This window comes from Streptomyces sp. NPDC059866 (genome assembly GCF_042731325.1).
Classification (GTDB): domain Bacteria; phylum Actinomycetota; class Actinomycetes; order Streptomycetales; family Streptomycetaceae; genus Streptomyces; species Streptomyces flavusporus.
Window position 1 is genome coordinate 15,263 of the sequence record NZ_JBHWJT010000026.1, and the last position, 26,820, is coordinate 42,082.

The window sequence follows — 26,820 nt, forward strand, 5'->3', positions numbered from 1 at the left end:
CTTTACGAGGCCCGGTTCCCCTTGGGGCCGGGCCTCGGCGTGTGCGGCATGCGCGAAAGCGGTGTCAGTGGCGTTTGGTAAGAATGCAGGCGTGAGCAGCGAGTACGGGCAGGGGGACGGCGGCGGGGCCGAAGGCGCGCCGCCGGAGCAGCTCGCGTTCATCCGGGACAGCGTGCGGAAGGCCAAGGCGCCCCGGGCCAAGCCGCGGACGTGGCGGGGGGCCGCGCTGGCCAAGGAGCTGCCCGTCGCACGCGTGCTCGTGGACAAGGGCGTGCTCCACCTCGACCGGTACTTCGACTACGCCGTGCCCGAGGAGCTGGATGCCGAGGCGCAGCCGGGGGTGCGGGTGCGGGTGCGGTTCGGGGCCGGGCGGCATCGGGTGCGGGAAGGGCGTCGTGAGGGCGGCGGGCTCATCGACGGGTTCCTCGTCGAGCGGAGGGCCGAGTCCGACTACGCCGGGCCGCTCGCCGCACTCGCCCAGGTCGTCTCGCCGGAGCCGGTGCTGAGCGAGGAGCTGCTGGGCCTGGCCCGGGCCGTGGCCGACCGCTATGCGGGGAGCCTTGCCGACGTCCTGCAGCTTGCCGTGCCGCCACGCAGCGCGCGGGCCGAGCAGCGGCCGTCGCCGGAGCCGCTGCCGCCGCCCGGAGTGCCCGAGGCGGGGTCCTGGGCGCGCTATGAGCGCGGTGCGGCCTTCCTGGAGGCGCTGGCTTCCGGGGGCGCACCGCGTGCCGTGTGGAACGCCCTGCCCGGCCCCGAGTGGAGCGAGGAACTGGCCCGCGCGGTCGCCGCGACGCTGGCCTCGGGGCGCGGTGCGCTGGTCGTCGTACCGGACGGGCGCTCCGCCGCGCGGGTCGACGCCGCGCTGACCGCCCTGCTGGGGGAGGGGCGGCATGCGTTGCTGACCGCCGACGCCGGGCCGGAGAAGCGGTACCGGGAGTGGCTCGCCGTGCGGCGGGGATCCGTACGGGCCGTGGTCGGGACGCGGGCCGCGATGTTCGCGCCGGTCCGGGATCTCGGGCTGGTCGCCATCTGGGACGACGGCGACGACAGCCACAGCGAACAGCACGCACCGCAGCCGCATGCCAGGGAAGTGCTGCTGCTCCGCGCTGCACAGGACAAGTGCGCGTTCCTGCTGGGGAGTTGGAGCTGCACGGTGGAGGCCGCACAGCTCGTGGAGAGCGGGTGGGCGCGGCCGCTCGTCGCGTTGCGGGAGCAGGTGCGGAAGGCCGCTCCGCTCGTACGGACCGTGGGGGACCAGGACCTGGCACGGGACGAGGCCGCCCGGGCCGCCCGGCTGCCGACCCTCGCCTGGCAGGTGGTCCGGGACGGGCTGCGGGCCGGGCCGGTGCTCGTGCAGGTGCCCCGGCGGGGATATGTGCCGCGGATGGCGTGCGCGCAGTGCCGGGCGCCCGCGCGGTGCCGGCACTGCGCCGGGCCGTTGGAGGCGCGGGATGCCGGGGCGCTGCGGTGCGGGTGGTGCGGGCGTGCGGAAGACTCCTGGCACTGCCCGGAATGCGGGTCGTTCCGGTTGCGGGCCCAGGTCGTGGGGGCGCGACGTACCGCCGAGGAACTGGGGCGGGCGTTTCCGGCCGTGCCGGTGCGGACCTCCGGGCGCGAGCAGGTGCTGGACACGGTGCCGGGGGCGCCCGCACTGGTGGTGAGTACGCCCGGCGCCGAGCCGGTCGCCGAGGGCGGGTACGCCGCCGCGCTGCTGCTCGACGGCTGGGCCATGCTCGGGCGGCCCGATCTGCGCGCCGGTGAGGACGCGTTGCAGCGGTGGATCGCAGCCGCCGCGCTCGTACGGCCGCACGGTGACGGGGGGACCGTGGTCGTCGTCGCCGAGCCGACGCTTCGGCCGGTGCAGGCCCTGGTGCGGTGGGACCCGGTCGGGCATGCGGTACGGGAGCTTGCCGAGCGGGCCGAGCTGGGGTTTCCGCCGGTGTCGCGCATGGCGGCGGTGTCCGGGCCGGCGGAGGCGGTCGCGGAGTTCCTGGGGGCCGTCGAACTGCCGCCGGAGGCAGAGGTGTTGGGGCCCGTCCCGCTGCCGGTGGCCCCGACCGCGGCGGCGGGGCGGCCGCGGCGGCCGGGGACGCCGCCTGCCGGAGAACAGTGGGAGCGGGCGTTGATCCGGGTGCCGCCGGGGAAGGGCGCCGCGCTGGCGGCCGCCCTGAAAGCGGCTCAGGCGGCGCGGATGGCGCGGGGAGCCGGGCAGGCGGCGCGGGTGCGGATCGACCCGCCCGACATCGGGTGAGGCGCGTTCGCGTGCGGTGTGGGCGGCGGTCCGTGCCTGCCCCGGCGAGCGGCGGGTACGGCTGCTGCGGTGGCGTCGGGCATACGGCTGCCCTCCCGGACACGGCCGGGAGGGCGGGTGAGGCAGCCGTGGTGCGGCAGTGGGCGTCAGCCGTTGCGCGGGCCCGGGAGGGCCGTCGGCTGCCTGGCCTCGTCGCGCAGTACCTTGCTGCCCGCGGTCGGCTGGGTCGGCATGGAGCGGGCCGCGGGGACCGTCGGCACGGTGGGGATTCCGGTGTTGACATTGACCGTGCGGGTGCCCGACGGCTCCGTGCTCCGCTCGGCCTCGGCGGCCGCCTGTGCAGTGGCGCGGCGAGAGCCGTAACGACGGTGGACCGCCTGCTTGGTGACACCGAGTGCGGAACCCACCGCGTCCCACGAGAAGCCCAGTGAGCGGTCGAAGTCGACCGCGGCCGTCACCAGGGTCTCGACACTGTCCCGCAGTTCCTGGGCGAGCCGGACCGTCGGGGCGGGGGCGCGTCCGTAGACGACGAAGCCCGTGGAGGGGCCGGAGCGGCGCGGGCGGTAGACGTTGCCCAGCTGGGCGGTGAGCGTGCGCAGTGCGTCCACCTGCCGGCGGACCCGCTCGATGTCCCGCACCAGCAAGTGCAGGCTGGCCCGAGCCTGGGCGTCGTGGGTTGCGTGGTCGGCCATGAACAAGCCTCTCGAACCGGCGTTGAGGAGAAAGGATCGGGCCGCGATGGTCGCGCGGCCCGTTGTGGTCAACTCTTTCTTGACCAACGCGGATTCGCTCCGCGGGTCACGCAGAGGGGGCGTATGGGCATATGCGTGCGCCTGTGCGTGCCGGGTGTGCGCGGTCGGTTCGGCCTTCGGCCGGGAATCATTTTTCTCCCACCCGCGCACCACCCGTTTCCAGTCGGGCAAGAGGTGGGCCTCGCCTGTGGGGGTTGATCGACGGTGGCGGCTTTCCCGGCTCGTTGGGGGCTTTCCGGGGGCGTAGTGGCTCATAGACTTGTGTGTCGCCCGTTGCCGAACCCCCAGCCGAGAGGCCCGTGTCCGCCCATGAAGCTTGTCTTCGCCGGTACCCCCGAGGTCGCTGTTCCCGCTCTGGACGCCCTGCTTGCCTCCGGGCGGCACGAGGTGGCCGCCGTTGTCACGCGGCCGGATGCGCCGGCCGGGCGGGGGCGCAGGCTGGTCGCGAGCCCCGTCGCCGAGCGGGCCGAGGAGGCCGGGATCGAGGTGCTGAAGCCGGTGAAGCCGCGGGACCCGGAGTTCCTGGACCGCCTGCGGGAGATCGGGCCGGACTGCTGTCCCGTCGTCGCCTACGGGGCGCTGCTGCCCCGCGTCGCCCTCGACATCCCCGCCCACGGCTGGGTCAACCTGCACTTCTCGCTGCTGCCCGCCTGGCGGGGGGCCGCGCCTGTGCAGCACGCCATCATGGCGGGCGACGAGATCACGGGGGCGTCCACGTTCCTCATCGAGGAAGGGCTCGACTCCGGGCCCGTCTACGGGACCGTGACCGAAACGGTCCGGCCCACCGACACCAGCGGTGACCTGCTGACACGGCTCGCCTTCGCCGGCGCCGGGCTGCTCGCCGCAACCATGGACGGCATCGAGGACGGCACGCTGAAGGCCGTACCGCAGCCCGCCGACGGCGTCACCGTCGCACCGAAGATCACCGTCGAGGACGCCCGGGTCGACTGGTCCGCGCCCGCGCTGCGGGTCGACCGGGTGGTGCGGGGCTGCACCCCCGCGCCGGGCGCCTGGACCACCTTCCGGGGCGAGCGGCTCAAGCTCGTCCAGGTCGCGCTCGTGCCCGACCGGACGGATCTCGCCCCCGGTCAGGCGGCGGTCGGCAAGCACAGCGTCCACGTCGGCACCGGCTCGTACGCCGTCGAGCTGCTGTGGGTGCAGGCTCAGGGCAAGAAGCCGATGCGGGCGGCGGACTGGGCGCGCGGGGTGCGTATCGCGGAGGGGGAGACGCTCGGGGCCTGACGGCCCGGCGGGAGCCCTTCGACGTACGCTGGGTGCACACCGTATACAGAAATCCGGAGCACCTTTTCGTGAGCGACACCTCCCGTCGGCCCCGCAAACCCGGCAAGCCCTACCGTCGGCCCAAGAAGGACCCCGTGCGCATCCTCGCCTTCGAGGCGCTCAGGGCGGTCGACGAGCGGGACGCGTACGCCAACCTGGTGTTGCCGCCGCTGCTGCGCAAGGCGCGCGAGAGCGAGGACTTCGACGGGCGGGACGCCGCCCTCGCCACCGAGCTGGTGTACGGGACGCTGCGCCGGCAGGGCACGTACGACGCCGTCATCGCGGAGTGCGTCGACCGGCCGTTGAGGGACGTCGATCCGCCCGTGCTCGACGTGCTGAGCCTCGGTGCGCACCAGCTGCTGGGGACGCGCATCCCGTCCCACGCGGCCGTCTCCGCCACCGTCGAGCTCGCCCGGGTCGTGCTCGGCGACGGGCGGGCCAAGTTCGTCAACGCGGTGCTGCGCAAGGTCGCCCAGCACGACCTCGACGGATGGCTGGAGCGGATTGCGCCGCCCTACGACGAGGATCCCGAGGATCATCTCGCCGTCGTGCACTCGCATCCGCGCTGGATCGTCTCCGCGCTGTGGGACGCGCTCGGCGGCGGGCGGGCCGGCATCGAGGAGCTGCTGGCGGCCGACAACGAGCGGCCGGAGGTGACGCTGGTCGCCCGGCCGGGGCGGGCCACGACCGAGGAGCTGCTGCGCGAGGACGCCGCCGTGCCGGGGCGCTGGTCGCCGTACGCCGTGCGGCTCACCGAGGGCGGCGAGCCCGGTGCCGTCGACGCCGTGCGGGACGGGCGTGCGGGCGTGCAGGACGAGGGCAGCCAGCTCGTGGCGCTGGCCCTGGCCAACGTGCCGGTCGACGGGCCCGACGAGCGATGGCTGGACGGGTGTGCCGGTCCCGGTGGCAAGGCCGCGCTGCTCGCCGCCCTCGCCGCCGAGCGGGGTGCCTCGCTGCTGGCCGCCGAGAAGCAGCCGCATCGGGCCGGGCTGGTCGCCAAGGCCCTGCACGGCAATCCCGGGCCCTACCAGGTGATCGCCGCCGACGGGACCCGGCCGCCGTGGCTGCCGGGCACCTTCGATCGCGTGCTGATGGATGTGCCGTGCACCGGGCTGGGCGCCCTGCGGCGGCGGCCCGAGGCGCGCTGGCGGCGCCGGCCCGAGGACCTCGACGGCTTCGCGCCGCTCCAGCGCGGGCTGCTGCGCACCGCCCTGGAGTCCGTGCGCGTCGGCGGCGTCGTCGGCTACGCGACCTGCTCGCCGCACCTCGCCGAAACCCGGGCCGTGGTCGCCGACGTGCTCAAGCAGTTCCCCGAGACGGAACTCGTCGACGCCCGTCCACTGCTGCCGGACGTACCGGACCTCGGCGAAGGCCCCGACGTACAGCTGTGGCCCCATCTGCACGGGACGGACGCGATGTACCTGGCGCTCGTCCGAAGGACCGGCTGAAGCTCGCCCCTGCCTTCACAGGGCCGGGGGCAGCAGCGCCCCGAAAGGGGCGCGGGGCACTGCGCGACCACCCGCAGGACGGCCCGCGGTTTCCGTGTAACCGTTCCCACGACGGACCGGATGCCGCCACCCCCCGGAGGGCATGGCAGGCTTGGGGCATGGCCGTGCAGATCAACCCCAGCATCCTGTCCGCCGACTTCGCGCGTCTCGCCGACGAGGCGAAGGCGGTCGAGGGGGCCGACTGGCTCCACGTCGACGTCATGGACAACCACTTCGTACCGAACCTCACGCTCGGTGTGCCGGTCGTGGAGTCCCTGGCCCGGGCGACGGACACTCCGCTGGACTGCCATCTGATGATCGAGGCCCCCGACCGGTGGGCGCCCCAGTACGTGGAAGCGGGTGCCTCTTCGGTCACCTTCCATGTGGAGGCGGCCGCCGCACCGGTGCGTCTCGCCCGGGAGATCAGGGCCAAGGGCGCCCGCGCGTCCATGGCGCTCAAGCCCGCGACGCCCATCGAGCCGTACGAGGATCTGCTTCCCGAGCTCGACATGCTGCTGATCATGACGGTCGAACCGGGCTTCGGCGGGCAGGCGTTCCTCGACATCATGCTTCCGAAGATCCGCCGCACCCGTGAGCTGATCGGCAAGCACGGCCTCGAACTGTGGCTCCAGGTCGACGGCGGGGTCTCGGACGCAACCATCGAGCGGTGTGCGGAGGCGGGCGCCGACGTCTTCGTGGCGGGATCGGCGGTGTACGGCGCCGCCGACCCGGCCGCCGCGGTGCGTGGCCTGCGGGCCAAGGCGGAGGCCGTGACGAAGCAGGCAACATGGGCGTGCGACCACTGAGCCACGGTTACGTGAACGGCGCCCGTCGGTCGTCGATCAGGGCTGATCAACCGCGCCGGATCTGCAAGGATGAACGGCGAATCCAGAGTGTGAACAGCAGTGAGGAGATCGCCGTGTCGGGTATGTCGGCGGGCCGGTCAGCCATGCGGATGGGACCCGCTGAGCTGGTGCAGGCGGCGGCCATGGCCCGCCGCTTCTACCTCGAGGGAAAGTCCAAGATCCAGATCGCTGAGGAGTTCGGCGTCAGCCGCTTCAAGGTGGCCCGGGTCCTGGAGACCGCCCTCGAACGGGATCTCGTGCGCATCGAGATCCGCGTCCCGGCCGAGCTGGACGCCGAGCGCTCCGACGCGCTGCGCGCCCGCTACGGCCTCAGGCACGCCGTCGTGGTCGAATCCCCGGCCGAGGCCGAGGAGACCCCGGACCCCGAGAACCTGGGTGAGGTGGCCGCCGACCTGCTCGGCGAGCTCGTCAACGAGGGGGACGTCCTGGGCCTGGCCTGGGGCCGGTCCACCATTCACATGGCCGCCGCCCTCGACCGGCTGCCGCCCTGCACGGTGGTGCAGCTGACGGGTGTGTACGACGCCGGGACCGCCGAGCGCGGCTCGGTGGAGGCCGTGCGACGGGCCGCGCAGGTGTCCGGCGGTGACGCGCATCCCATCTACGCGCCGATGCTGCTGCCGGACGCCGCCACGGCGGCCGCGCTGCGCAACCAGACCGGGATCGCCCGGGCCTTCGAGTACTTCGACAAGGTCACGGTCGCCTGCGTCTCCATCGGCTCCTGGGAGCCGGGCATCTCGACGGTGCACGACATGCTCAGCGACGAGGAGCGCGCGCACTACGCGTCCCTCGGCGTCGCCGCCGAGATGTCCGCGCACCTCTTCGACTCCGACGGCCGCCGGGTCGGACGGGACCTCGGCGAGCGGTGCATCACGGTCAAGGCCGACCAGCTCCGCCGTATCCCCGAGGTCGTCGCGATCGCCGGCGGGCAGCGCAAGGCGGCGGCGATCGATGCCGTGCTGCGCTCGGGGCTGGTCACCAGCCTGGTGACGGACACGTCCGCGGCCGACTATCTGATGGCGGCCGGGCCGACGCCGCGGCCCGCCCTGAACCGGGCCGACCCGGACGGGGCCTGACGTCAAGGCCCTGAGGGGGCGGCCGTGGCAGCATCGGCGGCATGGTGCTGCGGTTCGTCCCCCGGCTGTTGGCCTGCCTCTTCGCCGTCCTGCTCGCGGGATGCGGCGACACTTCCGCCTCACCGTCGTGGACCCGGGACATGGCCACCGTCCGGGAGGCCGAGCTCCCCGCCGAGGCCCGCGAGACGCTCCGGCTCATCGACCAGGGCGGACCGTTCCCGTACGCCAGGGACGGTGCCGTCTTCGGGAACTTCGAGCGGCTGCTGCCCACGCACGAGCGCGGCTACTACCGCGAATACACCGTCAGGACGCCCGGCTCACGCGATCGCGGCGCCCGGCGCATTGTCACCGGGCGGGGCGGCGAGATCTACTACACCGACGATCACTACGACTCGTTCAGGGCGGTACTGAGATGACGGAGCTCGTGGTCACCCTCGACCTCGACGGGGTCACGGACAAGGCCGGCCTGATGGACCGCTGCGCCCGGGCCCTTCAGCTGCCCGACTGGTTCGGCCGCAACTGGGACGCGCTGGCCGACAGCCTCTCCGACCACGATGTCTGGCCCGAGGACGCCGTCGAGAAGGGGCTGCTGATCGTCGTACGGAACTGGCAGCCGTACGCGAAGGCGCGCCCACAGGAGTGGGAGACCGCCCAGGAGGTGTTCGCCCAGGCCGCGGACGTGGCCTCGGCGCTGACCGTGGCGCTCGCCCTTGGAGGATCCTCCGAAGAGGGCTCTGACCAGCCTGGATGAAGTGACCGGGCATCGCATTCCGGCCGTCATGGGACAATGAAGTACGTGCTCTTCCCCCTGGCTGACCTGTCCGGGGGCCACCTCTGATCGACTGGGATGTGCAGCACGTGCGTTTCCTCAACGACATCCAGCCCGCGTACGACCTGACGTACGACGACGTGTTCATGGTGCCGAGCCGCAGCGCGGTCGGCTCCCGTCAGGGCGTGGACCTCAGCTCCCCGGACGGCACGGGCACCACGATTCCGCTCGTCGTCGCCAACATGACGGCGATCGCCGGCCGCCGCATGGCCGAGACGGTGGCCCGGCGCGGCGGGCTCGTGGTCATTCCGCAGGACATCCCGATCGAGGTCGTCACCGAGGTCGTCTCCTGGGTGAAGAGCCGCCACCTGGTCTTGGACACCCCGATCGTGCTGGCGCCGCACCAGACCGTCGCCGACGCGCTGTCCCTGCTGCACAAGCGCGCGCACAACGCCGGTGTGGTCGTCGACGAGGAGCACCGCCCGATCGGTGTCGTCACCGACCGGGACCTGACCGGCGTCGACCGCTTCACCCAGCTCGAAGTGGTCATGTCCAAGGACGATCTGCTTCTGCTCGACGCCGGCATGGACCCGCGCGAGGCCTTCAACACCCTCGACCACCACAACCGGCGCTACGCCCCCGCCGTGGACGCGGACGGCAAGCTGGCCGGCATCCTCACCCGCAAGGGCGCCCTGCGCGCCACGCTGTACACGCCGGCCGTCGACGCCAAGGGCAGGCTGCGCATAGCGGCCGCCGTCGGCATCAACGGCGATGTCGCGGGCAAGGCCAAGCAACTGCTCGACGCGGGCGTCGACACGCTCGTCATCGACACCGCGCACGGCCACCAGGAGTCGATGATCAGCGCCGTCAAGCAGGTGCGCGCCCTCGACCCGCAGGTGCCGATCGTGGCCGGCAACATCGTCTCGGCGGAAGGTGTGCGCGATCTGATCGAGGCGGGCGCCGACATCGTCAAGGTCGGCGTGGGCCCCGGCGCCATGTGCACGACCCGGATGATGACCGGCGTGGGCCGGCCGCAGTTCTCGGCCGTGCTGGAGTGTGCCGCCGAGGCGAAGAAGTACGGCAAGCACGTGTGGGCCGACGGTGGTGTCCGGCACCCGCGTGACGTGGCGATGGCACTGGCCGCGGGTGCGTCCAACGTGATGATCGGCTCGTGGTTCTCGGGCACGTACGAGTCGCCGGGCGACCTCCAGCAGGACCCCGACGGCCGCTTCTACAAGGAGTCGTTCGGCATGGCCTCCGCGCGCGCGGTGGCCAACCGCACGTCGGAGGAGTCGGCGTACGACCGGGCCCGCAAGGGGCTGTTCGAGGAGGGCATCTCCACGTCCCGCATGTACCTGGACCCGGCCCGCCCCGGCGTCGAGGACCTGATCGACTCGATCATCGCGGGCGTCCGCTCCTCCTGCACCTACGCCGGCGCCGGCTCCCTCGAGGAGTTCGCCGAGAAGGCCGTCGTCGGCATCCAGAGCGCCGCCGGCTACGCCGAGGGCAAGCCCCTGCACGCCAGCTGGAACTGACCCGACTCCCTTCCGTACGGCCCCCGTTGACCCGCCCGCCGGGAAACCGGGGGCCGTTCGCATTCCACGCGCAGTGTCTTGCCCGTCGCGTACGGGCGTCAGCTCACCGTGCGCGACGCTCGCGAGGCCGGCGCCTCCTGGGCCCGGATCGGCGCGGCGCTGGGTACCAGCAAACAGGCCGCCTGGGAGGCGCACACACGCTGGATCGACGCCCAGGCCGAGGCGTACGGAAAGCCCGGCCAGCTGGGCTTCGACGCGTCGGACGCGGCCGAGGCGCGGGCGGTCGCGGGAGGTCCGGACGAGCTCTGAAGCGGCGTTCGCGCAACGGTCGACAGCCGCCGTGCAACGAACGCTCACGCCGCCCCGATGAACGCAATGATCTTGCGGGCATACGCAAGGTTGCTGCATTACAAGGGCAACGTCGCTGCTCATAGGCTGTCGCCTCGTACGTGGCGTGGCGGGGACCCCGCTCGGTGGGTCCCTGCTCGAAGGGGTGCCGCCGGTCCCCGTCTCCCTGACCGGCAGCGATGAAGGAGCCAGCGCGTGCTCGACCAAGGCGCACCCCCGCAGAACGATCGCCAGACCGCCCCGCCGTCCCCGGGCGTCGCCGCGCGCCTGATGCGTCGTAAGCCCGTGGAACACCTGGTCGCGGAGGGTGGCCAGGGCGAGGGAGGCGCGCTTCGGCGCTCCCTGGGGCTGTGGCAGCTCACCATGATCAGCATCGGTGCCACCCTCGGCACCGGTATCTTCGTCGTGCTCGGCGACGCCGTCCCCGAGGCCGGCCCCGCGGTCACCCTGGCGTTCGTGATCGCCGGACTCACCGCACTGTTCTCGGCCCTCTCGTACGCCGAGCTGGCGGGCAGCATCCCGGTCGCCGGTTCCTCGTACTCGTATGCGTACGCAACGATGGGCGAACTGGTCGCCTGGGTCTGCGGCTGGTGCCTGGTGCTGGAGTACGGCGTCTCGGTGGCCGCCGTCGCCGTCGGCTGGGGCGAGTACCTCAACGAGCTGCTCGACGGCACCATCGGGGTCACCATCCCGTCCGCCCTGTCCTCGGCGCCCGGTGAGGGCGGCATCATCAACCTGCCCGCCCTGATCGTCGTCCTGCTGGCGATGGTGTTCCTGCTGGGCGGTGTCCGTGAGTCCGCCCGCGCCAACACGATCATGGTCGCGGTGAAGATCGCCGCCCTTGTGCTGTTCTGTGCGGTCGGCTTCATGGGCTTCAAGTCCGGCAACTACGCCGACTTCATGCCGCTCGGCATGGCGGGCGTGAGTGCCGCGGGTGCGACGCTCTTCTTCTCCTACATCGGCTTCGACGCCGCCTCCACCGCCGGTGAGGAGGCCAAGAACCCCAAGCGCGACCTGCCGCGGGCGATCATGCTGTCGCTGATCATCGTGACCGCGCTGTACGTGCTCGTCGCGGCCGTCGCCGTCGGCGCGTGGAACTGGACCAAGTTCGAGGGCTCCGACGCCTCGCTCGCCGCGATCATGAACGACGTCAGCGGCCAGACCTTCTGGGGCACCCTGCTCGCCCTCGGCGCGGTCATCTCCATCGCGAGCGTCGTCCTCACCGTGCTCTACGGCCAGACCCGCATCCTGTTCGCGATGTCCCGCGACGGCCTGGTGCCCAAGGCGCTCGGAAAGATCCACCCGAAGACCGGCGCGCCCCGCCTCAACACGGTGATCGTGTCCCTGTTCTGCGGTGTGCTCGCGGCCCTGATCCCGCTGGGCAAACTCGTCGACGCCACCAGCATCGGCACGCTGTTCGCCTTCGCCCTGGTCAATATCGCGGTGATCGTCCTGCGCTACCGGCGACCCGAGCTGGAGCGCACGTTCAAGGTGCCGTTCGGCCCGGTTCTGCCGATCCTGGGCTTCGCCTTCTGCGCGTACAACATGTTCAGCCTCGACACCGTGACCTGGGTCGTCTTCGGGTTCTGGATGGCCGCCGGTCTCGTGTTCTACTTCGTGTACGGCTACCGCCGTTCCCGTCTCGCCGCAGCAGAAGTGAAGTGAACCACCCGCAGTGCTGAACGATCTCGACGAACGCATCGTGCACGCCCTCGCCGAGGACGCCCGCCGCTCCTACGCCGACATCGGGCAACTCGTCGGCCTGTCCGCGCCCGCCGTGAAACGGCGCGTGGACCGGCTGCGCGCCACCGGTGCCATCACGGGCTTCACCGTACGGGTGGACCCGTCGGCGCTCGGCTGGGAGACCGAGGGGTTCGTCGAGATCTACTGCCGGAGCAACACCTCGCCGGAGACCATCCAGCGGGGCCTGGAGCGCTACCAGGAGGTCGTGGCCGCGTCCACCGTCACCGGGGACGCGGACGCGATCGCCCAGGTCTTCGCCTCCGACATGCGGCACTTCGAACGGGTCCTGGAGCGCATCGCGGGGGAGCCGTTCGTGGAGCGCACCAAGTCGGTGCTCGTGCTGTCGCCGCTGCTGCGGCGCTTCTCCTCGGGGTCGCCGACATAATCGGTTGGCCGTGCGGGCGCGGCCCTCTAGCCTCGATGCCATGACCTGGCGACATTGAGTCTCACCTCAAAGCGAGCCCGGCGTCCGGCGGTTGACCGCCACGCTGTACGGCTACGCGTTCCTCGACGAGTTCGTCCTGCTCTACCCGCTGTACGCGCTGCTCTTCAGCGACACCGGTCTGGCGGTCGGGCAGATCTCCTTCCTCTTCGCGCTGTGGTCCGTCACCGCCGTCGTGCTGGAGGTCCCCTCCGGCGCCCTCGCCGACGCCGTCTCCCGTCGGCTGCTGCTGTGGCTCGGCCCGCTGCTGACCGCCGTCGGCTTCACCCTGTGGGTGCTCACGCCGTCGTACTGGGCGTTCGCGCTCGGCTTCGTCCTGTGGGGCGTCGGCGGAGCGCTCGGATCCGGCGCCCTGGAGGCGCTGGTGTACGAGGAACTCGACCGGCTCGGTGCGGCCGACGACTACGCGCGTGTGATGGGCCGTGCCCGTGCGGCGGGCCTGGTGGCGGTGATGGCCGCGATGGGACTCGCCGGGCCGGTGTTCGCGCTCGGCGGCTACCCGGCCGTGGGCGCGGCGAGCGTGCTGACCTGCCTGCTGACGGCGGCCACGGCGAGCCGGTTCCCGGAGCACCGGTCGTCGGCGGCCGGGAGCGAGAGCTGGGCCCGCACCCTGCGTTCCGGGCTCGCCGCGGCCCGGACCGACCGGCCCGTGCGGGCCGCGCTCCTGCTGGTCGCCCTCGTCGCCTCGGTGTGGGGTGCACTCGACGAGTACACGCCGCTGCTGGTGCGCGACACCGGCGTCCCCGGCTGGGCCGCTCCCTACCTGCTCCTGCTGATCTGGGCGGGCGCCACGGCCGGGAGCCTGCTCGCCGGTGCGGGTGAACGCCTGGGCCGGACCGGGTTCGCGGCGTTGCTCGGGGGCTCCGCACTGGCCCTCGCGGCGGGCGCCCTGGCGCGGACTCCGGCCGGGCTGGTGCTGGTCGCCGTCGCCTTCGGCGGGTTCCAGCTCGCGAACGTGCTGGCCGACGCCCGGCTCCAGCGGCGGATCGACGACACCGGACGGGCGACCCTGACATCGGTCGCGGGCCTGGGGACCGAACTGGCCACGGTCGCCGTGTTCGGCGGCTACGCGACGGTCGCCTCGTCGACCGGGCACAGCACGGCGTTCGCGGTGTTCGGGGTGCCGTATCTGGTGACCGCGCTGGTGATGGGGGCCGGGGGAACGGAGCGCGGGAGGCGTAAGCCGTGAGGCAGGGGTGGCGCAAGGTGACCATTGCGATCCGCGGCGTCGTCCCGTAGGTTGTGCCGCGACTTTGCTACCGGTGGGTAGAACCGGTGGGTAACCGAATGTGTCCAGCCGTCCGACCGTCCTGTCGCCCTGGGGAGACCATGCGCCGGCCCATCGGCCGTCCCACCACCGTGCGTGCCCGGATCGTGGCGCTCGCGGTCGCGCCGGTGATCGCTCTGATGATGCTGTGGAGCTTCGCCATGTGGTCCGTCACCGGCGAACTGCGCGCGCTGATCCGGGTCCAGGGGGTCTACGAGGACTTCGGCACACCCGTGGACACGGCCATCGGGCAGATCCAGATCGAACGACGGCTCTCGGCCGCGTACCTGGGCGCCGGGCACCGTACCGACACCGCCGTGGACCTCCTGGAGCAGCAGCGCCGCACCGACCGTGCGGTGAGCGCCATGCGCGACGCGATCCGGGACGGCGACCGCGACCGGCTCTCCGCGCGGCAGCGACAGGTGCTCGACGCCGTCGTGGACTCCGCCGACCAGCTGGAGGCGCTGCGCCAGCGGGTGCTGTCCCGGGACATCTCCTGGGACCGGGCGGTGAGCGAGTACAGCACCCTCGTGGAGCCCGGCTTCGACGTCCAGTCCGCGCTCACCGCACTGCAGGCCGGGCAGTTGGCGCGGGAGGCGCAGGTCGTCATCGAGCTGGTCCGGGTGCGGGAGTTCGTCTCGCGCGAGGACGCCCTGGTCGCCGGGGCGCGTGCCGCGGGCACCCTCACCGACCGGCAGTACGACACGCTGACCGCGACCATCGAGGACCGCCGGGTCTTCGAGCGGACCTATGTGCCCGACCTGCCGTCCGACTCACGGGCGCTGTTCGAGGAGTTCCGACGCGGCGACCTGCACCGGCAGTTGACCGCGAGCGAGGACGCCCTGCTGCGGGCCGGAGCGGACGGCGCGGGCGAGGCCGTCGCGGCCGGCTCCTGGCGCACCACCACCGACCGGGCCGTCAAGCGGTACATGCTGCTGTGCACCGAGTCGGCCGTGAACTCCGCCGAACGCGGACGGGCGTTCGCCTACCGGGAGTTGGCCAAGGCGGTCGCCGTCGGTGTGGTGGGCCTCGCGGCCGTGGGCCTGTCGCTGTGGCTGGCGGTGCGCGGTGCCCGGCGCATCTCCCGCCGCCTGGAGACGCTGAGGGATGCCGCCGATCTGCTGACCGCGCACCAACTGCCCGACGTGATGGAGCGGTTGAGCGCCGGAGAGGACGTGGACGCCGCCGCCGAGGCGCCGCCGCTCGCCGACGGGGAGGCGGGCGACGACGAGATCGGGCAGGTCGGCCGGTCCTTCAACGCCGCACGGCTCGCGGCCGTCGAGGCCGCCGTCCGGCAGGCCGCGCTGCGCCGGGGCATGTCCGCGGTGCTGCTGAACATCGCCCGGCGCAACCAGGCGCTCGTGCACCGGCAGTTGAAGCTCGTCGACACGCTGGAGCGGCGGACCCACGATCCGGACGTCCTTCAGGAGCTGTTCCGCATCGACCACCTCACCACCCGGATGCGACGCCACGCGGAAAGCCTGATCATTCTCTCCGGCGCGGCACCCGGCCGCCGATGGCGGCGCCCGGTGCCCCTCGCCGACGTCGTGTCCTCCGCGGTGAGCGAGATCGAGGACTACGCGCGCGTGGAGGTGCCCCCGATGGAGCCGGTGGGCGTCGCCGCGGACGCTGTCGCGGACGTCGTGCACCTGATCGCCGAGCTCGTCGAGAACGCCACCATGTTCTCGCCGCCGCACACCCGGGTCACCATGCGCACCGGGCGAGCGGCTCGCGGCGGTTTCGTCCTGGAGATCGACGACCGGGGCCTGGGCCTCGCCGCCGACCAGCTGGCTCAGGCCCACCGCATCCTCACCCGCCCCGACGACTTCGACCCCACCCGGCACGACCGGCTCGGGCTCTACGTCGTGGGCAGACTCGCCGCCCGGCACGGCATCCGGGTCACCCTGAGCGGATCACCGTACGGCGGTACGACGGCGGCGGTGCTGCTGCCGGAGGGGGTGCTCGCGCCGCTGGAGGCGGAGGGGGCCGGCGCCGTCGCACGGTCGCCGCTGGAGGAGGGGGCCGACACCGCCGTACGGCCGGCCGCCGGCACCGACGATCCCTGAGCCGGCCGTGACCGACGACCACTGGTACGAGGACGAGACCGGGTCGATGGTGCGCCCCTACATGGTGACGCGCGGCCGGACCCGGCCCTCCGGCCGTCACACGGTCGACCTGATGTCGCAGGTCACCGCAGTGGAGGCGGACGAGGGACGGCCGGGCCTCGACCACGCCCGCGCCTCGCTGCTCGACCTCGTGCGCCGTGGCCCCCGGCCGGTCGTCGAGCTCGCCGCCGACGCCGACCTGCCCCTGACCGTCGTACGGGTGCTGCTCGGCGATCTGGCCGAGGCCGGTCTGGTGCGCATCGACGAGCCGCGGTGGCCGGCGGCGGGCGGACCGGCCACGGACCCGGAGCTGCTGCGGGAGATCGTGGCGCGGCTGCGCGAACTGTGACCGGCTCGCCCGGACCGGGCCGCGCAACGAATCGCCGCCCTGCCCCGAACGGACGCAACGATCGGCTCACCGGCGCGCAACGGCTCCTCCTTGTCCCGTGGAACCCGCCGCCCGTACCGTCTACGTGGCCCCCACACCCATCCCCGTACCGGTGAGGATCACGCATGCGCACCGCCCTGCTCCAGAGCTCCGGCCGCCCAGGCTCGACCGTCGAGAACCTCAAGGTCCTCGACGAGGCCGCGGGGCGCGCCGCCGCCGCGGGCGCCGCGCTGCTGGCCGCGCCGGAGATGTTCCTGACCGGCTACGCGATCGGCGACGACATCGCCCGCCTCGCCGAGCCCGCCGACGGCGATGCCGCCGACGCGATCGCCGACATCGCCTCCCGGCACGGCCTGGCCATCGCGTACGGGTATCCGGAGCGCTCCTCGGAGGCGGTGTACAACTCCGCCCAGCTGATCTCCGCCGACGGCACCCGCCTCGCCAACTACCGCAAGACCCACCTCTTCGGCTGCTTCGAGCGCGACCACTTCACGCCGGGCGACCAGCCGGTCGTCCAGGCCGAGCTGAACGGCCTGCGGGTCGGCCTGATGATCTGCTACGACGTGGAGTTCCCGGAGAACGTCCGGGCCCACGCCCTCGCCGGCACCGACCTGCTGCTGGTGCCGACCGCGCAGATGCACCCGTTCCAGTTCGTCGCCGAGTGCGTCGTCCCGGTACGCGCCTTCGAGAACCAGATGTACATCGCGTACGTCAACCGGGCCGGCCAGGAGGGGGAGTTCGAGTTCGTCGGGCTCTCGACCCTCGCCGGGCCCGACGGGATCGCCCGCACCCGCGCCGGGCGCGGTGAGGAACTCGTCCTCGCCGATGTCGACCCCGCTTTCCTCGCCGCTTCCCGCGAGGCGAACCCGTACCTGAAGGACCGCCGCCCCGGTCTCTACGGGTCCCTCGTCTGAACCCCCAGCTTCCCCCAGCACTTCCCGCGCAAGGAGTCCGTACCCCATGACGTCCACCGTGCCCAACGCCGTCGAGCACGCAGACGAGCAGCAGCCGCCGATCACCATGTTCGGTCCGGACTTCCCGTACGCCTACGACGACTTCCTCGCCCACCCGGCGGGCCTCGGCCAGATTCCCGCGACCGAGCACGGCACCGAGGTCGCGGTCATCGGCGGCGGCCTGTCCGGCATCGTGGCCGCGTACGAGCTGATGAAGATGGGCCTCAAGCCGGTCGTCTACGAGGCCGACCGGATCGGCGGACGGCTGCGGACCGTCGGCTTCGACGGCTGCGACCCGTCGCTGACCGCCGAGATGGGCGCGATGCGCTTCCCGCCGTCCTCCACGGCCCTCCAGCACTACATCGACCTGGTCGGCCTGAAGACCCGCCCGTTCCCCAACCCGCTGGCCGAGGCGACCCCGTCCACCGTCGTCGACCTCAAGGGCGAGTCGCACTACGCCGAGACGATCGACGACCTGCCGCAGGTCTACCGGGACGTGGCTCAGGCCTGGAACAAGTGCCTGGAGGAGGGCGCCGACTTCTCCGACATGAACCGGGCGATGCGCGAGCGCGACGTCCCGCGCATCCGCGAGATCTGGGCGAGGCTCGTCGAGAAGCTGGACAACCAGACCTTCTACGGCTTCCTCTGCGACTCCGAGGCCTTCAAGTCCTTCCGGCACCGTGAGATCTTCGGCCAGGTCGGCTTCGGCACCGGCGGCTGGGACACCGACTTCCCCAACTCCATCCTGGAGATCCTGCGGGTCGTCTACACCGAGGCCGACGACCACCACCGCGGCATCGTCGGCGGCTCCCAGCAGCTGCCGCTGCGCCTGTGGGAGCGCGAGCCGGAGAAGATCGTGCACTGGCCGTACGGCACCTCGCTGGCCACGCTGCACGCGAACGGCGAGCCGCGCCCGGCCGTGACCCGGCTGCACCGCACCGCCGGCAACCGGATCACCGTGACGGATGCGAACGGCGACATCCGCACCTACCAGGCGGCGATCTTCACCGCCCAGTCCTGGATGCTGCTGTCGAAGATCGCCTGCGACGACTCGCTCTTCCCGATCGACCACTGGACCGCGATCGAGCGGACCCACTACATGGAGTCCTCGAAGCTCTTCGTGCCCGTGGACCGGCCGTTCTGGCTGGACAAGGACGAGGAGACCGGCCGGGACGTCATGTCGATGACCCTCACCGACCGCATGACGCGCGGGACCTACCTCCTCGACGACGGTCCCGACAAGCCCGCCGTGATCTGCCTGTCGTACACCTGGTGCGACGACAGCCTGAAGTGGCTGCCGCTGTCCGCGAACGAGCGGATGGAGGTCATGCTGAAGTCGCTCGGCGAGATCTATCCCAAGGTCGACATCCGCAAGCACATCATCGGCAACCCGGTGACGGTCTCCTGGGAGAACGAGCCCTACTTCATGGGCGCGTTCAAGGCCAACCTGCCCGGCCACTACCGCTACCAGCGGCGCCTGTTCACGCACTTCATGCAGGACCGGCTGCCGGAGGACAAGCGGGGCATCTTCCTCGCCGGCGACGACATCTCCTGGACGGCCGGCTGGGCCGAGGGCGCCGTCCAGACCGCGCTGAACGCGGTCTGGGGCGTCATGCACCACTTCGGCGGCACGACCGACCCGGCCAACCCCGGCCCCGGCGACCGCTACGACGAGATCGCGCCGGTGGAACTCCCCGAGGACTAGATCCCGGCCGCTCGCGCCCTCTCGTACACCTGGGCGGCGACGTCCTTGAGTTCCTGGGCGTCCCGCACGGTGGACTGGAGGTCGAGGAGGATCTCCTCGAAGCCGACCTCGGCGTGCGCGACCAGGTCCTCGACGATCTGGTCGACGCTGCCCTGGAAGGGGCTGCGGTCGGGGCCGTCGTACGCCGCGGCCGTGTACCGCGGGTTCACCCGCATCACGGTCCGGATCGGCTCCTTGCGTCCGCGCTCGGCCGCCAGGTCCTGCAGCTGACGCCACTGCGCGGCCACGGCATCGGCGCCCATGCCCACCGGCATCCAGCCGTCGGCGTGGTCGACGAGGCGGCGCCGCGCCCTCGGGGTGTTCGCCGCCAGCAGGATCGGGATCGGCCGGGCCGGCTTGGGGCCGACCACGGCCGAGGCGATCTTCGTGACGCGCCCGTCGTACGACACCGGGTCCGGACCCCACACCGCGCGGCACACCCCGATCAGCTCGTCCAGCATCTGCCCGCGCTCCTCGAACGGCCGCACCGAAGCGGCCGCGTACTCGTCGAGGGACCAGCCCGTGCCGAAGCCGGCGACCACCCGGCCGCCGCTCGCCGCGTCCAGCGAGGCCAGCGCCTTGGCGAGCTGGAACGGCACGTGCAGCGGCGCCACCAGCACGCTGGTGCCCAGCTCGGCGCGCTCGGTGGCGGCGGCCGCCAGGGTGAGCGTGACCAGCGGGTCGGCCACGCCCCGGTAGGAGTCGGGCCAGGGGAGCCCCTCGATGCCGTACAGGCCCTGGGTGGCGGGCTCCGGGAACAGAGCCCGCTCGTACACCCACAGGCTCTCGTAGCCGGTCCTCTCGGCGGCGCGCGCCACATCGGGCACGTCCCGTCCGAGGTCGTACTGCCTGTTCTGCGGGAGGCCGAGTCCGAGGCGGGTCGCCATGCCCTGTGCTCCTTTGCAAGAGGTCCTTTTCTGTCGAACGTACAGCTCTCACACAGGAGTTCCGGCGCACGGCACGGACCGGGCCGGATCAGTCCGGCAGCGGGGTGAGCATCATCCGTCCGGCCAGACCCACCGCCGCGTCGAGGCGGTCGGTGAACTCCCGGGCGACGTCCGGGAGCCGGCGCAGCGCCCACAGCGCCCGCGCCGTCGACCAGGTGGCGTCCCGGGCCCGCTCCAGGCTCCAGGCGCCCAGCAGATGGGTGAGCGGGTCGGCGATCTGCAGCAGGTCCGGACCCGGCATCAGATCTTCGCGGATGCGCTCCTCCAGCGTCACGAGGAGGTCGCCCACGCGGTCGAACTCGTCCTCCAGGTCGCCGGGTTCGCAGTCGAGCGTACGACAGGCGTCCACGACGGCGAGCGCGAGGTCGTGCCCGATGTGCGCGTTGATGCCCGCGAGCGCGAACTGCAGCGGTCGTACGCCGGGATGGCGACGGTACTGGAACAGCGGTCGCCAGCAGGCGGGCGGGCGGCGCTCCTCGGCGGCCGCGTCGACCGCCGCCAGATAGCGTTCCGCGAACCGCACGTCCAGCGTGATCGCGGCCCGCGGGTCCGGGAACCGTCCGGCGTCGATGCGCCGGTCGACGGCCTCGGTGACGGCGAGGTAGACGCGGTTGAAGACCGCGACCCCGTCCCGCGCCGGAAGGGCCGCGTCCAGCGCGCGCATCCGGGCGACCACCGCGTCGACGGGAGTGGTGAACTGTTCCAACTGCGTCATGGGGGCAGGGTCCCAGTCCTAGGCTTGCCCGAGTGCCGACGGGCCCGACGCTTCCCCGGAACGGGGGAACGCACCCGTCGCGCGGGGCCGAGAACGGGCCGAAGAGGGGGGAGCAGCACCGTGTCAGGCTTACGTGCCCGGCGCCTGGCCGCTCGCAGGGCCGAGCGCCGTCGCGCCGCCCGGCGGGGCGCCATGGTGGCGGCGGCTTCCGTCGTGGTCGCGGTCGGTACGGTCACCGGCGTGCTGACCGCCTGGGACGACGGGGACGGTTCGGACCAGGCGCGGCCGTCGCCGACCGGGTCCGCCTCGACGCGTCTGGAGCGTCTGCCGGTCGTGCCGTCGTCGCCGGTGACGCCTTCTCCTTCGCGGTCTCCGTCTGCATCCGTATCCGCATCCGCGACCAAGAAGGGGGCACCCACGCCCTCGCCCAGCCGGACCGAACGGGAGCAGCGGACCGCCACCGTGCACACCCGGCTCTACCGCCATCCCGAGTCCCAGGTCCTCGACTGGGTCCGGGCCAACCCCGACGACCCGCGCCGCTCGGTCATCGAGTCCCGTATCGCCGGCCAGCCGGCCTCCGTGTGGTTCGCCGACTTCACGCCCGCGACCATCACCTCCCGGGTCGCGGCCGTCACCTCAGGAGCCGCTGCGCAGGGCCGGGTGCCGGTCCTCGTGGTGTACGCCATCCCGGACCGCGACTGCGGCGGCCACTCCCAGGGAGGGGCGCCGGACCTTGCCGCGTACGACGCGTGGATCGACCGATTCGCCGCCGGGCTGGGCTCGGACGACGTCATCGTCGTCCTGGAGCCCGATTCCGTCGCCCAGGCCGGCTGTCTCTCCGCCGGCGACCGCGCCGACCGCTTCGCCTCCCTGGCCCGCGCGGGCCGCGTCCTCAAGGCCGCCAACCCCAGGGCGCGGGTCTACCACGACGCCGGTCACTCCGGCTGGAACCCCGCCGCCGAGCAGGCGGCGCTGCTGAAGCAGGCCGGCGCGGCCTCACCCGCCTCCTCCGACGGCATCTTCAGCAACGTCTCCAACTTCCACCGCACGGCCGACGAGATCGCCTACGACCGACAGGTGCTCGACGCCCTGGGCGGCCCGGCGAGCCTCGGCGCCGTGATCGACACCAGCCGCAACGGCAACGGCGCCCCGGCCGACGGCGAATGGTGCGACCCGGCGGGACGGAAGATCGGCCGGGCGCCCACCACGAACACCGGCGAGGAGCGGATCGACGCCTACCTGTGGGTGAAGCTGCCGGGGGAGTCGGACGGGTGCAAGGGCCGGCCCGGCACCTTCGCACCCTCGTACGCCTACGACTTGGCGCGCTGAGCCCCCTCGTCGTAGCGGGACGTGCCCTCGTCCAGCAGCGGCGCCTGCGTCTTGAGGTGGACGGGGGCGAAGGCCCGCAGCGCGTGGTAGCCGGTGATGACGACGAGCGTGCCCAGCGCGATGCCGCTCAGCGAGAAGGTGTCGGTGAACTCCAGGGAGACATTGCCGACGCCGATGATGATGCCCGCCGCGGCCGGCACCAGGTTGAGCGGATTGCGCAGGTCCACCTTGGCGTTGATCCAGATCTGGGCGCCGAGCAGGCCGATCATGCCGTACAGGATGACGGTGATACCGCCGAGCACCCCGCCCGGGATCGCGGCCACCACCGCGCCGAACTTCGGGCAGAGACCGAAGAGCAGTGCGAAGCCCGCGGCGGCCCAGTAGGCGGCCGTCGAGTAGACGCGGGTCGCCGCCATCACACCGATGTTCTCGGAGTACGTGGTGTTGGGCGGGCCGCCGACCGCGGTGGAGAGCATCGAGCCGACACCGTCGGCGGAGATCGCCGTACCGAGCTTGTCGTCCAGGGGGTCGCCGGTCATCTCGCCGACCGCCTTGACGTGGCCCGCGTTCTCGGCGACCAGCGCGATGACGACCGGCAGCGCGACCAGGATCGCCGACCACTCGAAGGACGGACCGTGGAAGGTGGGCAGACCGATCCAGTCGGCCTGGCCGACGCCGGAGAGGTCCAGGCGCCAGTGGTCGGTGAGCTTGCCGCTCGCGTCCACCGAGTGGATCCTGCCGAAGATCCGGTCGAAGGCCCAGGAGACGCCGTAGCCGAAGACCAGACCGAGGAAGATCGCGATGCGCGACCAGAAACCACGCAGACAGACGACGGCCAGGCCGGTGAACAGCATCACCAGCAGGGCCGTCCACTGGTCCTGCGGCCAGTACGTGGACGCCGTGACCGGAGCGAGGTTGAAGCCGATCAGCATCACCACCGCGCCGGTGACGATCGGCGGCATCGCCGCATGGATGATCCGCGCCCCGAACCGCTGCACCGCCAGACCGACGAGGAACAGCGCGACGCCCACGACGAAGACCGCGCCCGTCACGGTGGCACTCGTACCGCCCTGCGCGCGGATCACCGCGGCGACGCCCACGAAGGACAGGGAGCAGCCGAGGTAGCTGGGTACCCGGCCGCGGGTCGCGAGCAGGAACACGATCGTCGCGACGCCCGACATCATGATCGCCAGGTTGGGGTCCAGGCCCATGAGGACCGGCGCCACGAAGGAGGCCCCGAACATCGCCACCACGTGCTGGGCGCCGAGCCCGGCCGTGCGCGGCCAGGACAGCCGCTCATCGGGCCGGACCACCGCGCCGGGTGCGGGGGTGCGTCCGTCGCCGTGCAGTTTCCAGCGGACGCCGAGATCCATGTGAGGTGTCGCTTTCGTTGTGCGTGCAGTCCGTCCGGACCATTGTCAGGGCAGGCCGGGAGTGCTTCGCACACGTGAGCGCTCGCGTGGGAGCAACCGCTTCAGGGCCGCGGGTCGGGAACTGCTGCGCTCGGCGGACCGACCTTCGGGCGGTCCCGGTCGCCCGAGCGCAGAACGCCCGCGAAAGCCGTGAGTCCGCCCGACAGGACGGTCACCAGGCCGAACGACACCACCAGACTCGTCGCCTGTGCGAGGGAGCCGATCGCACTCGGGGCGATCAGGCCGGAGGTGTACGTGATGGTGGCCACACCGGCGATGGCCTGGCTGGGGTTCGGCCCGCTGCGGCCCGCCGCCGCGAAGCACAGCGGGACGACCACCGCGATGCCCAGACCCATCAGCGCGAACCCGGCCATCGCCACCGCAGGATGGCCGGCGACGACGATCAACAGCCCGCCGAGTGTCGCGAGGACACCGCTGAAGCGGACCGTGCGCACGGAGCCGAAACGGTCCACCACACGGTCGCCCGCGAGCCGGGCGAGCGCCATGGTGAGTGTGAAGCCGGTCGTGCAGGCGGCCGCGAGCCCCGCCGAGCTCCCCAGCTCGTCCTCCAGATAGACGGCCGACCAGTCGAGGCTCGCCCCCTCCGCGAACACCGCGCAGAACCCGACCGTGCCGATCAGCACCGCCGACTTCGGCGGCAGCGCGAACCGCGGCGGCGGTTCCTCGTCCTCGGTCGGCTGCAGGTCCAGCACCCAGTGGCACGCCACCAGGCCCAGCAGGGTCAGGACCGCGGCCGCCAGAGCGTGATGCAGCCGGGCGTCCGAACCCAGGTGCGCGGCGAGCGTGCCGCCGGCCGAGCCGACCAGCGCGCCCACGCTCCACATGCCGTGCAGGCCGGACATGATCGACTTCCTGAGACGGTTCTCGACCTCCACGCCGAGCGCGTTCATGGCGACGTCCGCCATGCCCGCCGTGGCGCCGTAGACGAACAGGGCCAGGCAGAGCGTGAGCAGGTTGGGCGACAGGGACGGCAGGATCAGCGCCAGCGTCCACAGGGAGAGCAGTCCGCGCAGCGCGGTGCGGGCGCCGAAGCGGTGGCTGATCCGGCCCGCGAGCGGCATCGCGACGGACGCCCCGAGCGCCGGGAAGGCCAGCGCGAGGCCCAACTGGCCCGCGCTCACCGAGGCGTGGTCCTGGATCCACGGCACGCGGGTCGCGAAGGAGCCGGTGACGGCGCCGTGCACGGCGAACACGGCGGCCACGGCGTACCGTGCGCGCTTCACCTCGCGGTGCTCGTGGACCACGTCACTCATGTTCCCGCCCCTTGTCGCGTCTCGGCCTCGCCTTGTCCGCCGCGTAAACTATCAGGGACCCTGCCTGATAGATAGGGGATTCCGGCGGCCGTACGTCCTGCGGCCCCGCCGTCTGGAAGGATCCCGGCATGCCCGCAACCCCCAGCACCGCCCGGGCCATCAACGACCGGCTCGCCCTGCGACTGCTGCAGCAGGAGGGCCCGTTGACGGCGGGGCAGTTGAAGCAGCTGACCGGGCTGTCCCGGCCGACCGTCGCCGACCTCGTCGAACGCCTCACCGCCTCCGGTCTGATCGCCGTGGTCGGGGAGGCGGGGGAACAGCGGCGCGGACCCAACGCCAAGCTGTACGGGATCGTCGCCGACCGGGCCCACCTGGCCGCGCTCGACGTGCGCACCGAGGGCGTCTCCGTGGTCGTGTCCGACCTGCTCGGCCGGGTGCTCGCCGAGGCGTCCGTGCCGATCGACGGCGCCACGGGGACCGGGCCCGCGGTGGAGCAGGCGGTCGCCCTCGTCGAACGCGTGGCGAAGGAGGCCGGCGCCGACCAGCTGCACACCCTCGGCATCGGCGCCCCCGGCCTGATCGACCCGGCCACCGGCGAACTCCGCAACTCCTCCGGCCTGCCCGAGTGGCACCGCCGTCTGGTCGCCGCCCTGCAGGAACGGCTCCCCGACGCCCGCGTCATCGTCGAGAACGAGACCAACCTCGCCGCTCTGGCCGAGCAGCGGGACGGTGCGGCCCGGGACCGGGACACGTTCGTGCTGCTGTGGCTCGGCCACGGCACCGGCGCCGCGGTGGTCCTGGACGGGTCGCTGCGCCGCGGGGCCTCCGGCGGCACCGGCGAGATCGGGTTCCTTCCGGTGCCGGGGACGGCCGGCCTGCCCTCTGCCACCGACTGCGAGGGCGGCTTTCACTCCCTGGCCGGGTCGGCGGCGATCGCCCGGCTGGCGGGGGAGCACGGGGTGGTCGGCTCGGCGGGGGGTGGTGAGCCAGTGGCAGCGGCGTTGGTGCGGGACGCGGTGGCGGCCGTGTCCGCCGGCGTTTCCGGCGCCGCCCCCTTCCTCGACGCCCTCGCGGACCGTCTGACCGTCGGCGTCGCCTCCGTCGTCGCCGTCCTGGACCCCGGTTGTGTGGTGCTCGGCGGTGAGGTGGGGCAGGCCGGGGGGGACGTCCTCGCCGGGCGGGTCGAGCGGCGGCTGCGGCGGATGTCGCCGCTGGCCACGGAGGTGCGGGCCGGTGTCCTGGGCGGCGGCGCGGTGCTGCGCGGTGCGCTGCTGACCGCGCGCGACCGGGCCCAGGACGAACTGTTCGCACCCCCGGACCGGCCTTAGGCCCCGCGTCCCGCACCGAAGCGTGTCGCCAGGTACTCCTCGAACGTGCCCTTCCCCACGGCCCGTTCCGGCGTGAGATGGCCGCCGTTGCGGAAGCCGCGGTACGCCTTGCCCCACAGCGGCACGCTCACCACCGCCCGACGCCGGCCCGTGGCCTTGAGGTAGGCGCGGGCCAGCGAGTCGAGGGTCCTTACCTCGGGGCCGCCCATGTCCTCGACCCGCCCCGCCGGTGCCCCCGCTGCCAGCTCCGCGAGCCGGCCCGCGACCTCCGCGACCTCGATCGGCTGGTCGTTCACCCCGGCCGGCAGCAGCATGACCGGCGGCTTGGCCAGAATGTCGAACACCTGGACCGGCAGGTCGTGGAACTGGGTCGTGCGCAGCACGGTCCAGCCCAGCCCCGACTCCTCGATCAGCCGCTCCACGGCGAGCTTGGTCGTGTAGTAACCGAACGGCACCCGGTCGATCCCCACGATCGAGATGTAGACCAGGTGGCCCACGCCGGCCCGGCGCGCCGCCGCGATCAGATGCGCGGCCGCCTCCTCGTCGCCGCCGCGCGGCGAGGTCGCGCAGTGCACGATCGTGTCCACGCCCTCGACGGCCGCCTCCAGACCGCTGCCCCCCTCACGCAGATCGACCGCGTACGGCTGCGTATGCCGGCTGAGCACCCGCACCTCGTGCCCGTCCGCGCGCAACCGCTCGGTGAGGATCCGGCCGAGCGTCCCGGTACCGCCGGTCACCAGGATCGTGGTCATGCTGTTCAGCTCCTTCGGACGCCGTGCGCTCCCAGGCGGAGCGCCCTTCGTCAGCTGTG

General features: G+C 72.6%; 24 protein-coding genes. 18 read left to right on the plus strand and 6 right to left on the minus strand.

Annotation, left to right across the window (positions count from 1 at the left end; translation table 11 throughout):
* Nucleotides 1-91: 91 nt before the first annotated feature.
* A complete protein-coding gene (locus ACFV7R_RS33755; protein ID WP_385270273.1) occupies nt 92-2,251 on the plus strand; it encodes a primosomal protein N' in 2,160 nt (719 codons plus the stop codon).
* A gap of 146 nt (nt 2,252-2,397) precedes the next feature.
* On the opposite strand, the gene ACFV7R_RS33760 is transcribed toward ACFV7R_RS33755, so the two are convergent.
* Nucleotides 2,398-2,943: a hypothetical protein gene (locus ACFV7R_RS33760; RefSeq protein WP_385270275.1), complete on the minus strand. Its 546-nt coding sequence runs from the start codon at nt 2,941-2,943 to the stop codon at nt 2,398-2,400.
* 369 nt (nt 2,944-3,312) lie between these two features.
* Between ACFV7R_RS33760 and fmt the strand changes: the two genes are divergently transcribed.
* The 15 genes from fmt (at nt 3,313) to ACFV7R_RS33835 (ending at nt 18,965) form a co-directional block, all read left to right on the plus strand.
* Nucleotides 3,313-4,245 (plus strand): methionyl-tRNA formyltransferase, encoded by a 933-nt coding sequence (fmt, locus tag ACFV7R_RS33765; RefSeq protein WP_385270277.1) that lies wholly within the window; start codon nt 3,313-3,315, stop codon nt 4,243-4,245.
* A 68-nt stretch (nt 4,246-4,313) separates the two neighbouring features.
* Nucleotides 4,314-5,732, plus strand: coding sequence for an RsmB/NOP family class I SAM-dependent RNA methyltransferase (locus ACFV7R_RS33770; protein ID WP_385270279.1), 1,419 nt, complete (start codon nt 4,314-4,316; stop codon nt 5,730-5,732).
* Nucleotides 5,733-5,890: 158 nt separating this feature from the next.
* Nucleotides 5,891-6,577: a ribulose-phosphate 3-epimerase gene (gene rpe, locus ACFV7R_RS33775; RefSeq protein ID WP_129796799.1), complete on the plus strand. Its 687-nt coding sequence runs from the start codon at nt 5,891-5,893 to the stop codon at nt 6,575-6,577.
* An 89-nt stretch (nt 6,578-6,666) separates the two neighbouring features.
* Nucleotides 6,667-7,710 (plus strand): sugar-binding transcriptional regulator, encoded by a 1,044-nt coding sequence (locus tag ACFV7R_RS33780; RefSeq protein WP_129796798.1) that lies wholly within the window; start codon nt 6,667-6,669, stop codon nt 7,708-7,710.
* Nucleotides 7,711-7,751: 41 nt separating this feature from the next.
* Nucleotides 7,752-8,126 (plus strand): ribonuclease domain-containing protein, encoded by a 375-nt coding sequence (locus ACFV7R_RS33785; protein ID WP_385270281.1) that lies wholly within the window; start codon nt 7,752-7,754, stop codon nt 8,124-8,126.
* Nucleotides 8,123-8,461, plus strand: a complete 339-nt coding sequence (locus tag ACFV7R_RS33790; protein ID WP_385270283.1) for a barstar family protein — start codon at nt 8,123-8,125, stop codon at nt 8,459-8,461. The genes ACFV7R_RS33785 and ACFV7R_RS33790 overlap by 4 nt, the downstream gene beginning before the upstream one ends.
* 107 nt (nt 8,462-8,568) lie before the next feature.
* Nucleotides 8,569-10,014: a GuaB1 family IMP dehydrogenase-related protein gene (locus tag ACFV7R_RS33795; protein ID WP_385270407.1), complete on the plus strand. Its 1,446-nt coding sequence runs from the start codon at nt 8,569-8,571 to the stop codon at nt 10,012-10,014.
* A gap of 78 nt (nt 10,015-10,092) precedes the next feature.
* Nucleotides 10,093-10,323 carry a hypothetical protein gene (locus ACFV7R_RS33800; RefSeq protein ID WP_385270285.1) on the plus strand — a complete coding sequence of 77 codons (231 nt, stop codon included), beginning with the start codon at nt 10,093-10,095 and terminating at the stop codon, nt 10,321-10,323.
* A gap of 234 nt (nt 10,324-10,557) precedes the next feature.
* Nucleotides 10,558-12,027, plus strand: a complete 1,470-nt coding sequence (locus tag ACFV7R_RS33805; RefSeq protein WP_385270287.1) for an amino acid permease — start codon at nt 10,558-10,560, stop codon at nt 12,025-12,027.
* Between the two features lie 10 nt (nt 12,028-12,037).
* Nucleotides 12,038-12,490, plus strand: coding sequence for an Lrp/AsnC family transcriptional regulator (locus ACFV7R_RS33810; protein WP_224733849.1), 453 nt, complete (start codon nt 12,038-12,040; stop codon nt 12,488-12,490).
* A 91-nt stretch (nt 12,491-12,581) separates the two neighbouring features.
* On the plus strand, nt 12,582-13,736 hold the full coding sequence (locus ACFV7R_RS33815) for an MFS transporter (RefSeq protein WP_385270289.1): 1,155 nt from the start codon (nt 12,582-12,584) through the stop codon (nt 13,734-13,736).
* A 140-nt stretch (nt 13,737-13,876) separates the two neighbouring features.
* Nucleotides 13,877-15,880 carry a nitrate- and nitrite sensing domain-containing protein gene (locus ACFV7R_RS33820; RefSeq protein WP_385270291.1) on the plus strand — a complete coding sequence of 668 codons (2,004 nt, stop codon included), beginning with the start codon at nt 13,877-13,879 and terminating at the stop codon, nt 15,878-15,880.
* A 7-nt stretch (nt 15,881-15,887) separates the two neighbouring features.
* Nucleotides 15,888-16,268, plus strand: coding sequence for a DUF742 domain-containing protein (locus ACFV7R_RS33825; RefSeq protein ID WP_224733846.1), 381 nt, complete (start codon nt 15,888-15,890; stop codon nt 16,266-16,268).
* A gap of 164 nt (nt 16,269-16,432) precedes the next feature.
* Complete coding sequence (locus tag ACFV7R_RS33830) at nt 16,433-17,221, plus strand: carbon-nitrogen hydrolase family protein (protein ID WP_385270293.1); 789 nt, start codon at nt 16,433-16,435, stop codon at nt 17,219-17,221.
* A 46-nt stretch (nt 17,222-17,267) separates the two neighbouring features.
* Nucleotides 17,268-18,965: a flavin monoamine oxidase family protein gene (locus ACFV7R_RS33835; protein ID WP_385270295.1), complete on the plus strand. Its 1,698-nt coding sequence runs from the start codon at nt 17,268-17,270 to the stop codon at nt 18,963-18,965.
* Here ACFV7R_RS33835 and ACFV7R_RS33840 read toward each other — a convergent pair.
* Together ACFV7R_RS33840 and ACFV7R_RS33845 are read right to left on the minus strand one after the other, a co-directional pair.
* A complete protein-coding gene (locus tag ACFV7R_RS33840) occupies nt 18,962-19,891 on the minus strand; it encodes an LLM class F420-dependent oxidoreductase (RefSeq protein WP_385270297.1) in 930 nt (309 codons plus the stop codon). The genes ACFV7R_RS33835 and ACFV7R_RS33840 overlap by 4 nt on opposite strands.
* Nucleotides 19,892-19,979: 88 nt before the next feature.
* Nucleotides 19,980-20,666, minus strand: a complete 687-nt coding sequence (locus tag ACFV7R_RS33845) for a DUF5995 family protein (protein WP_129796787.1) — start codon at nt 20,664-20,666, stop codon at nt 19,980-19,982.
* Nucleotides 20,667-20,858: 192 nt separating this feature from the next.
* Here ACFV7R_RS33845 and ACFV7R_RS33850 point away from each other — a divergent pair, with 192 nt between their 5' ends.
* Nucleotides 20,859-21,995, plus strand: coding sequence for a glycoside hydrolase family 6 protein (locus ACFV7R_RS33850; RefSeq protein ID WP_385270410.1), 1,137 nt, complete (start codon nt 20,859-20,861; stop codon nt 21,993-21,995).
* Here ACFV7R_RS33850 and ACFV7R_RS33855 read toward each other — a convergent pair.
* Together ACFV7R_RS33855 and ACFV7R_RS33860 are read right to left on the minus strand one after the other, a co-directional pair.
* The gene (locus tag ACFV7R_RS33855; protein ID WP_385270299.1) at nt 21,977-23,368 is read right to left on the minus strand and encodes a uracil-xanthine permease family protein; all 1,392 of its coding nucleotides are present in this window, start codon (nt 23,366-23,368) and stop codon (nt 21,977-21,979) included. The genes ACFV7R_RS33850 and ACFV7R_RS33855 overlap by 19 nt on opposite strands.
* 101 nt (nt 23,369-23,469) lie before the next feature.
* On the minus strand, nt 23,470-24,681 hold the full coding sequence (locus ACFV7R_RS33860; RefSeq protein ID WP_385270301.1) for an MFS transporter: 1,212 nt from the start codon (nt 24,679-24,681) through the stop codon (nt 23,470-23,472).
* A 128-nt stretch (nt 24,682-24,809) separates the two neighbouring features.
* Here ACFV7R_RS33860 and ACFV7R_RS33865 point away from each other — a divergent pair, with 128 nt between their 5' ends.
* A complete protein-coding gene (locus ACFV7R_RS33865; protein ID WP_385270303.1) occupies nt 24,810-26,009 on the plus strand; it encodes an ROK family transcriptional regulator in 1,200 nt (399 codons plus the stop codon).
* Here ACFV7R_RS33865 and ACFV7R_RS33870 read toward each other — a convergent pair.
* Nucleotides 26,006-26,761, minus strand: a complete 756-nt coding sequence (locus tag ACFV7R_RS33870) for an SDR family oxidoreductase (protein WP_385270305.1) — start codon at nt 26,759-26,761, stop codon at nt 26,006-26,008. The genes ACFV7R_RS33865 and ACFV7R_RS33870 overlap by 4 nt on opposite strands.
* Nucleotides 26,762-26,820: the final 59 nt, after the last annotated feature.

Excerpts from the sequence above, each read along its gene's own strand:
- ACFV7R_RS33790 (WP_385270283.1), top strand. The coding sequence starts at position 8,123 with ATGACGGAGCTCGTGGTCACCCTCGACCTCGACGGGGTCACGGACAAG.
- ACFV7R_RS33860 (WP_385270301.1), bottom strand. The coding sequence starts at position 24,681 with ATGAGTGACGTGGTCCACGAGCACCGCGAGGTGAAGCGCGCACGGTAC.
- fmt (WP_385270277.1), top strand. The coding sequence starts at position 3,313 with ATGAAGCTTGTCTTCGCCGGTACCCCCGAGGTCGCTGTTCCCGCTCTG.
- ACFV7R_RS33870 (WP_385270305.1), bottom strand. The coding sequence starts at position 26,761 with ATGACCACGATCCTGGTGACCGGCGGTACCGGGACGCTCGGCCGGATC.
- ACFV7R_RS33830 (WP_385270293.1), top strand. The coding sequence starts at position 16,433 with ATGCGCACCGCCCTGCTCCAGAGCTCCGGCCGCCCAGGCTCGACCGTC.
- ACFV7R_RS33785 (WP_385270281.1), top strand. The coding sequence starts at position 7,752 with ATGGTGCTGCGGTTCGTCCCCCGGCTGTTGGCCTGCCTCTTCGCCGTC.
- ACFV7R_RS33865 (WP_385270303.1), top strand. The coding sequence starts at position 24,810 with ATGCCCGCAACCCCCAGCACCGCCCGGGCCATCAACGACCGGCTCGCC.
- ACFV7R_RS33820 (WP_385270291.1), top strand. The coding sequence starts at position 13,877 with ATGCGCCGGCCCATCGGCCGTCCCACCACCGTGCGTGCCCGGATCGTG.
- rpe (WP_129796799.1), top strand. The coding sequence starts at position 5,891 with ATGGCCGTGCAGATCAACCCCAGCATCCTGTCCGCCGACTTCGCGCGT.
- ACFV7R_RS33760 (WP_385270275.1), bottom strand. The coding sequence starts at position 2,943 with ATGGCCGACCACGCAACCCACGACGCCCAGGCTCGGGCCAGCCTGCAC.
- ACFV7R_RS33845 (WP_129796787.1), bottom strand. The coding sequence starts at position 20,666 with ATGACGCAGTTGGAACAGTTCACCACTCCCGTCGACGCGGTGGTCGCC.
- ACFV7R_RS33840 (WP_385270297.1), bottom strand. The coding sequence starts at position 19,891 with ATGGCGACCCGCCTCGGACTCGGCCTCCCGCAGAACAGGCAGTACGAC.
- ACFV7R_RS33835 (WP_385270295.1), top strand. The coding sequence starts at position 17,268 with ATGACGTCCACCGTGCCCAACGCCGTCGAGCACGCAGACGAGCAGCAG.
- ACFV7R_RS33850 (WP_385270410.1), top strand. The coding sequence starts at position 20,859 with ATGGTGGCGGCGGCTTCCGTCGTGGTCGCGGTCGGTACGGTCACCGGC.
- ACFV7R_RS33855 (WP_385270299.1), bottom strand. The coding sequence starts at position 23,368 with ATGGATCTCGGCGTCCGCTGGAAACTGCACGGCGACGGACGCACCCCC.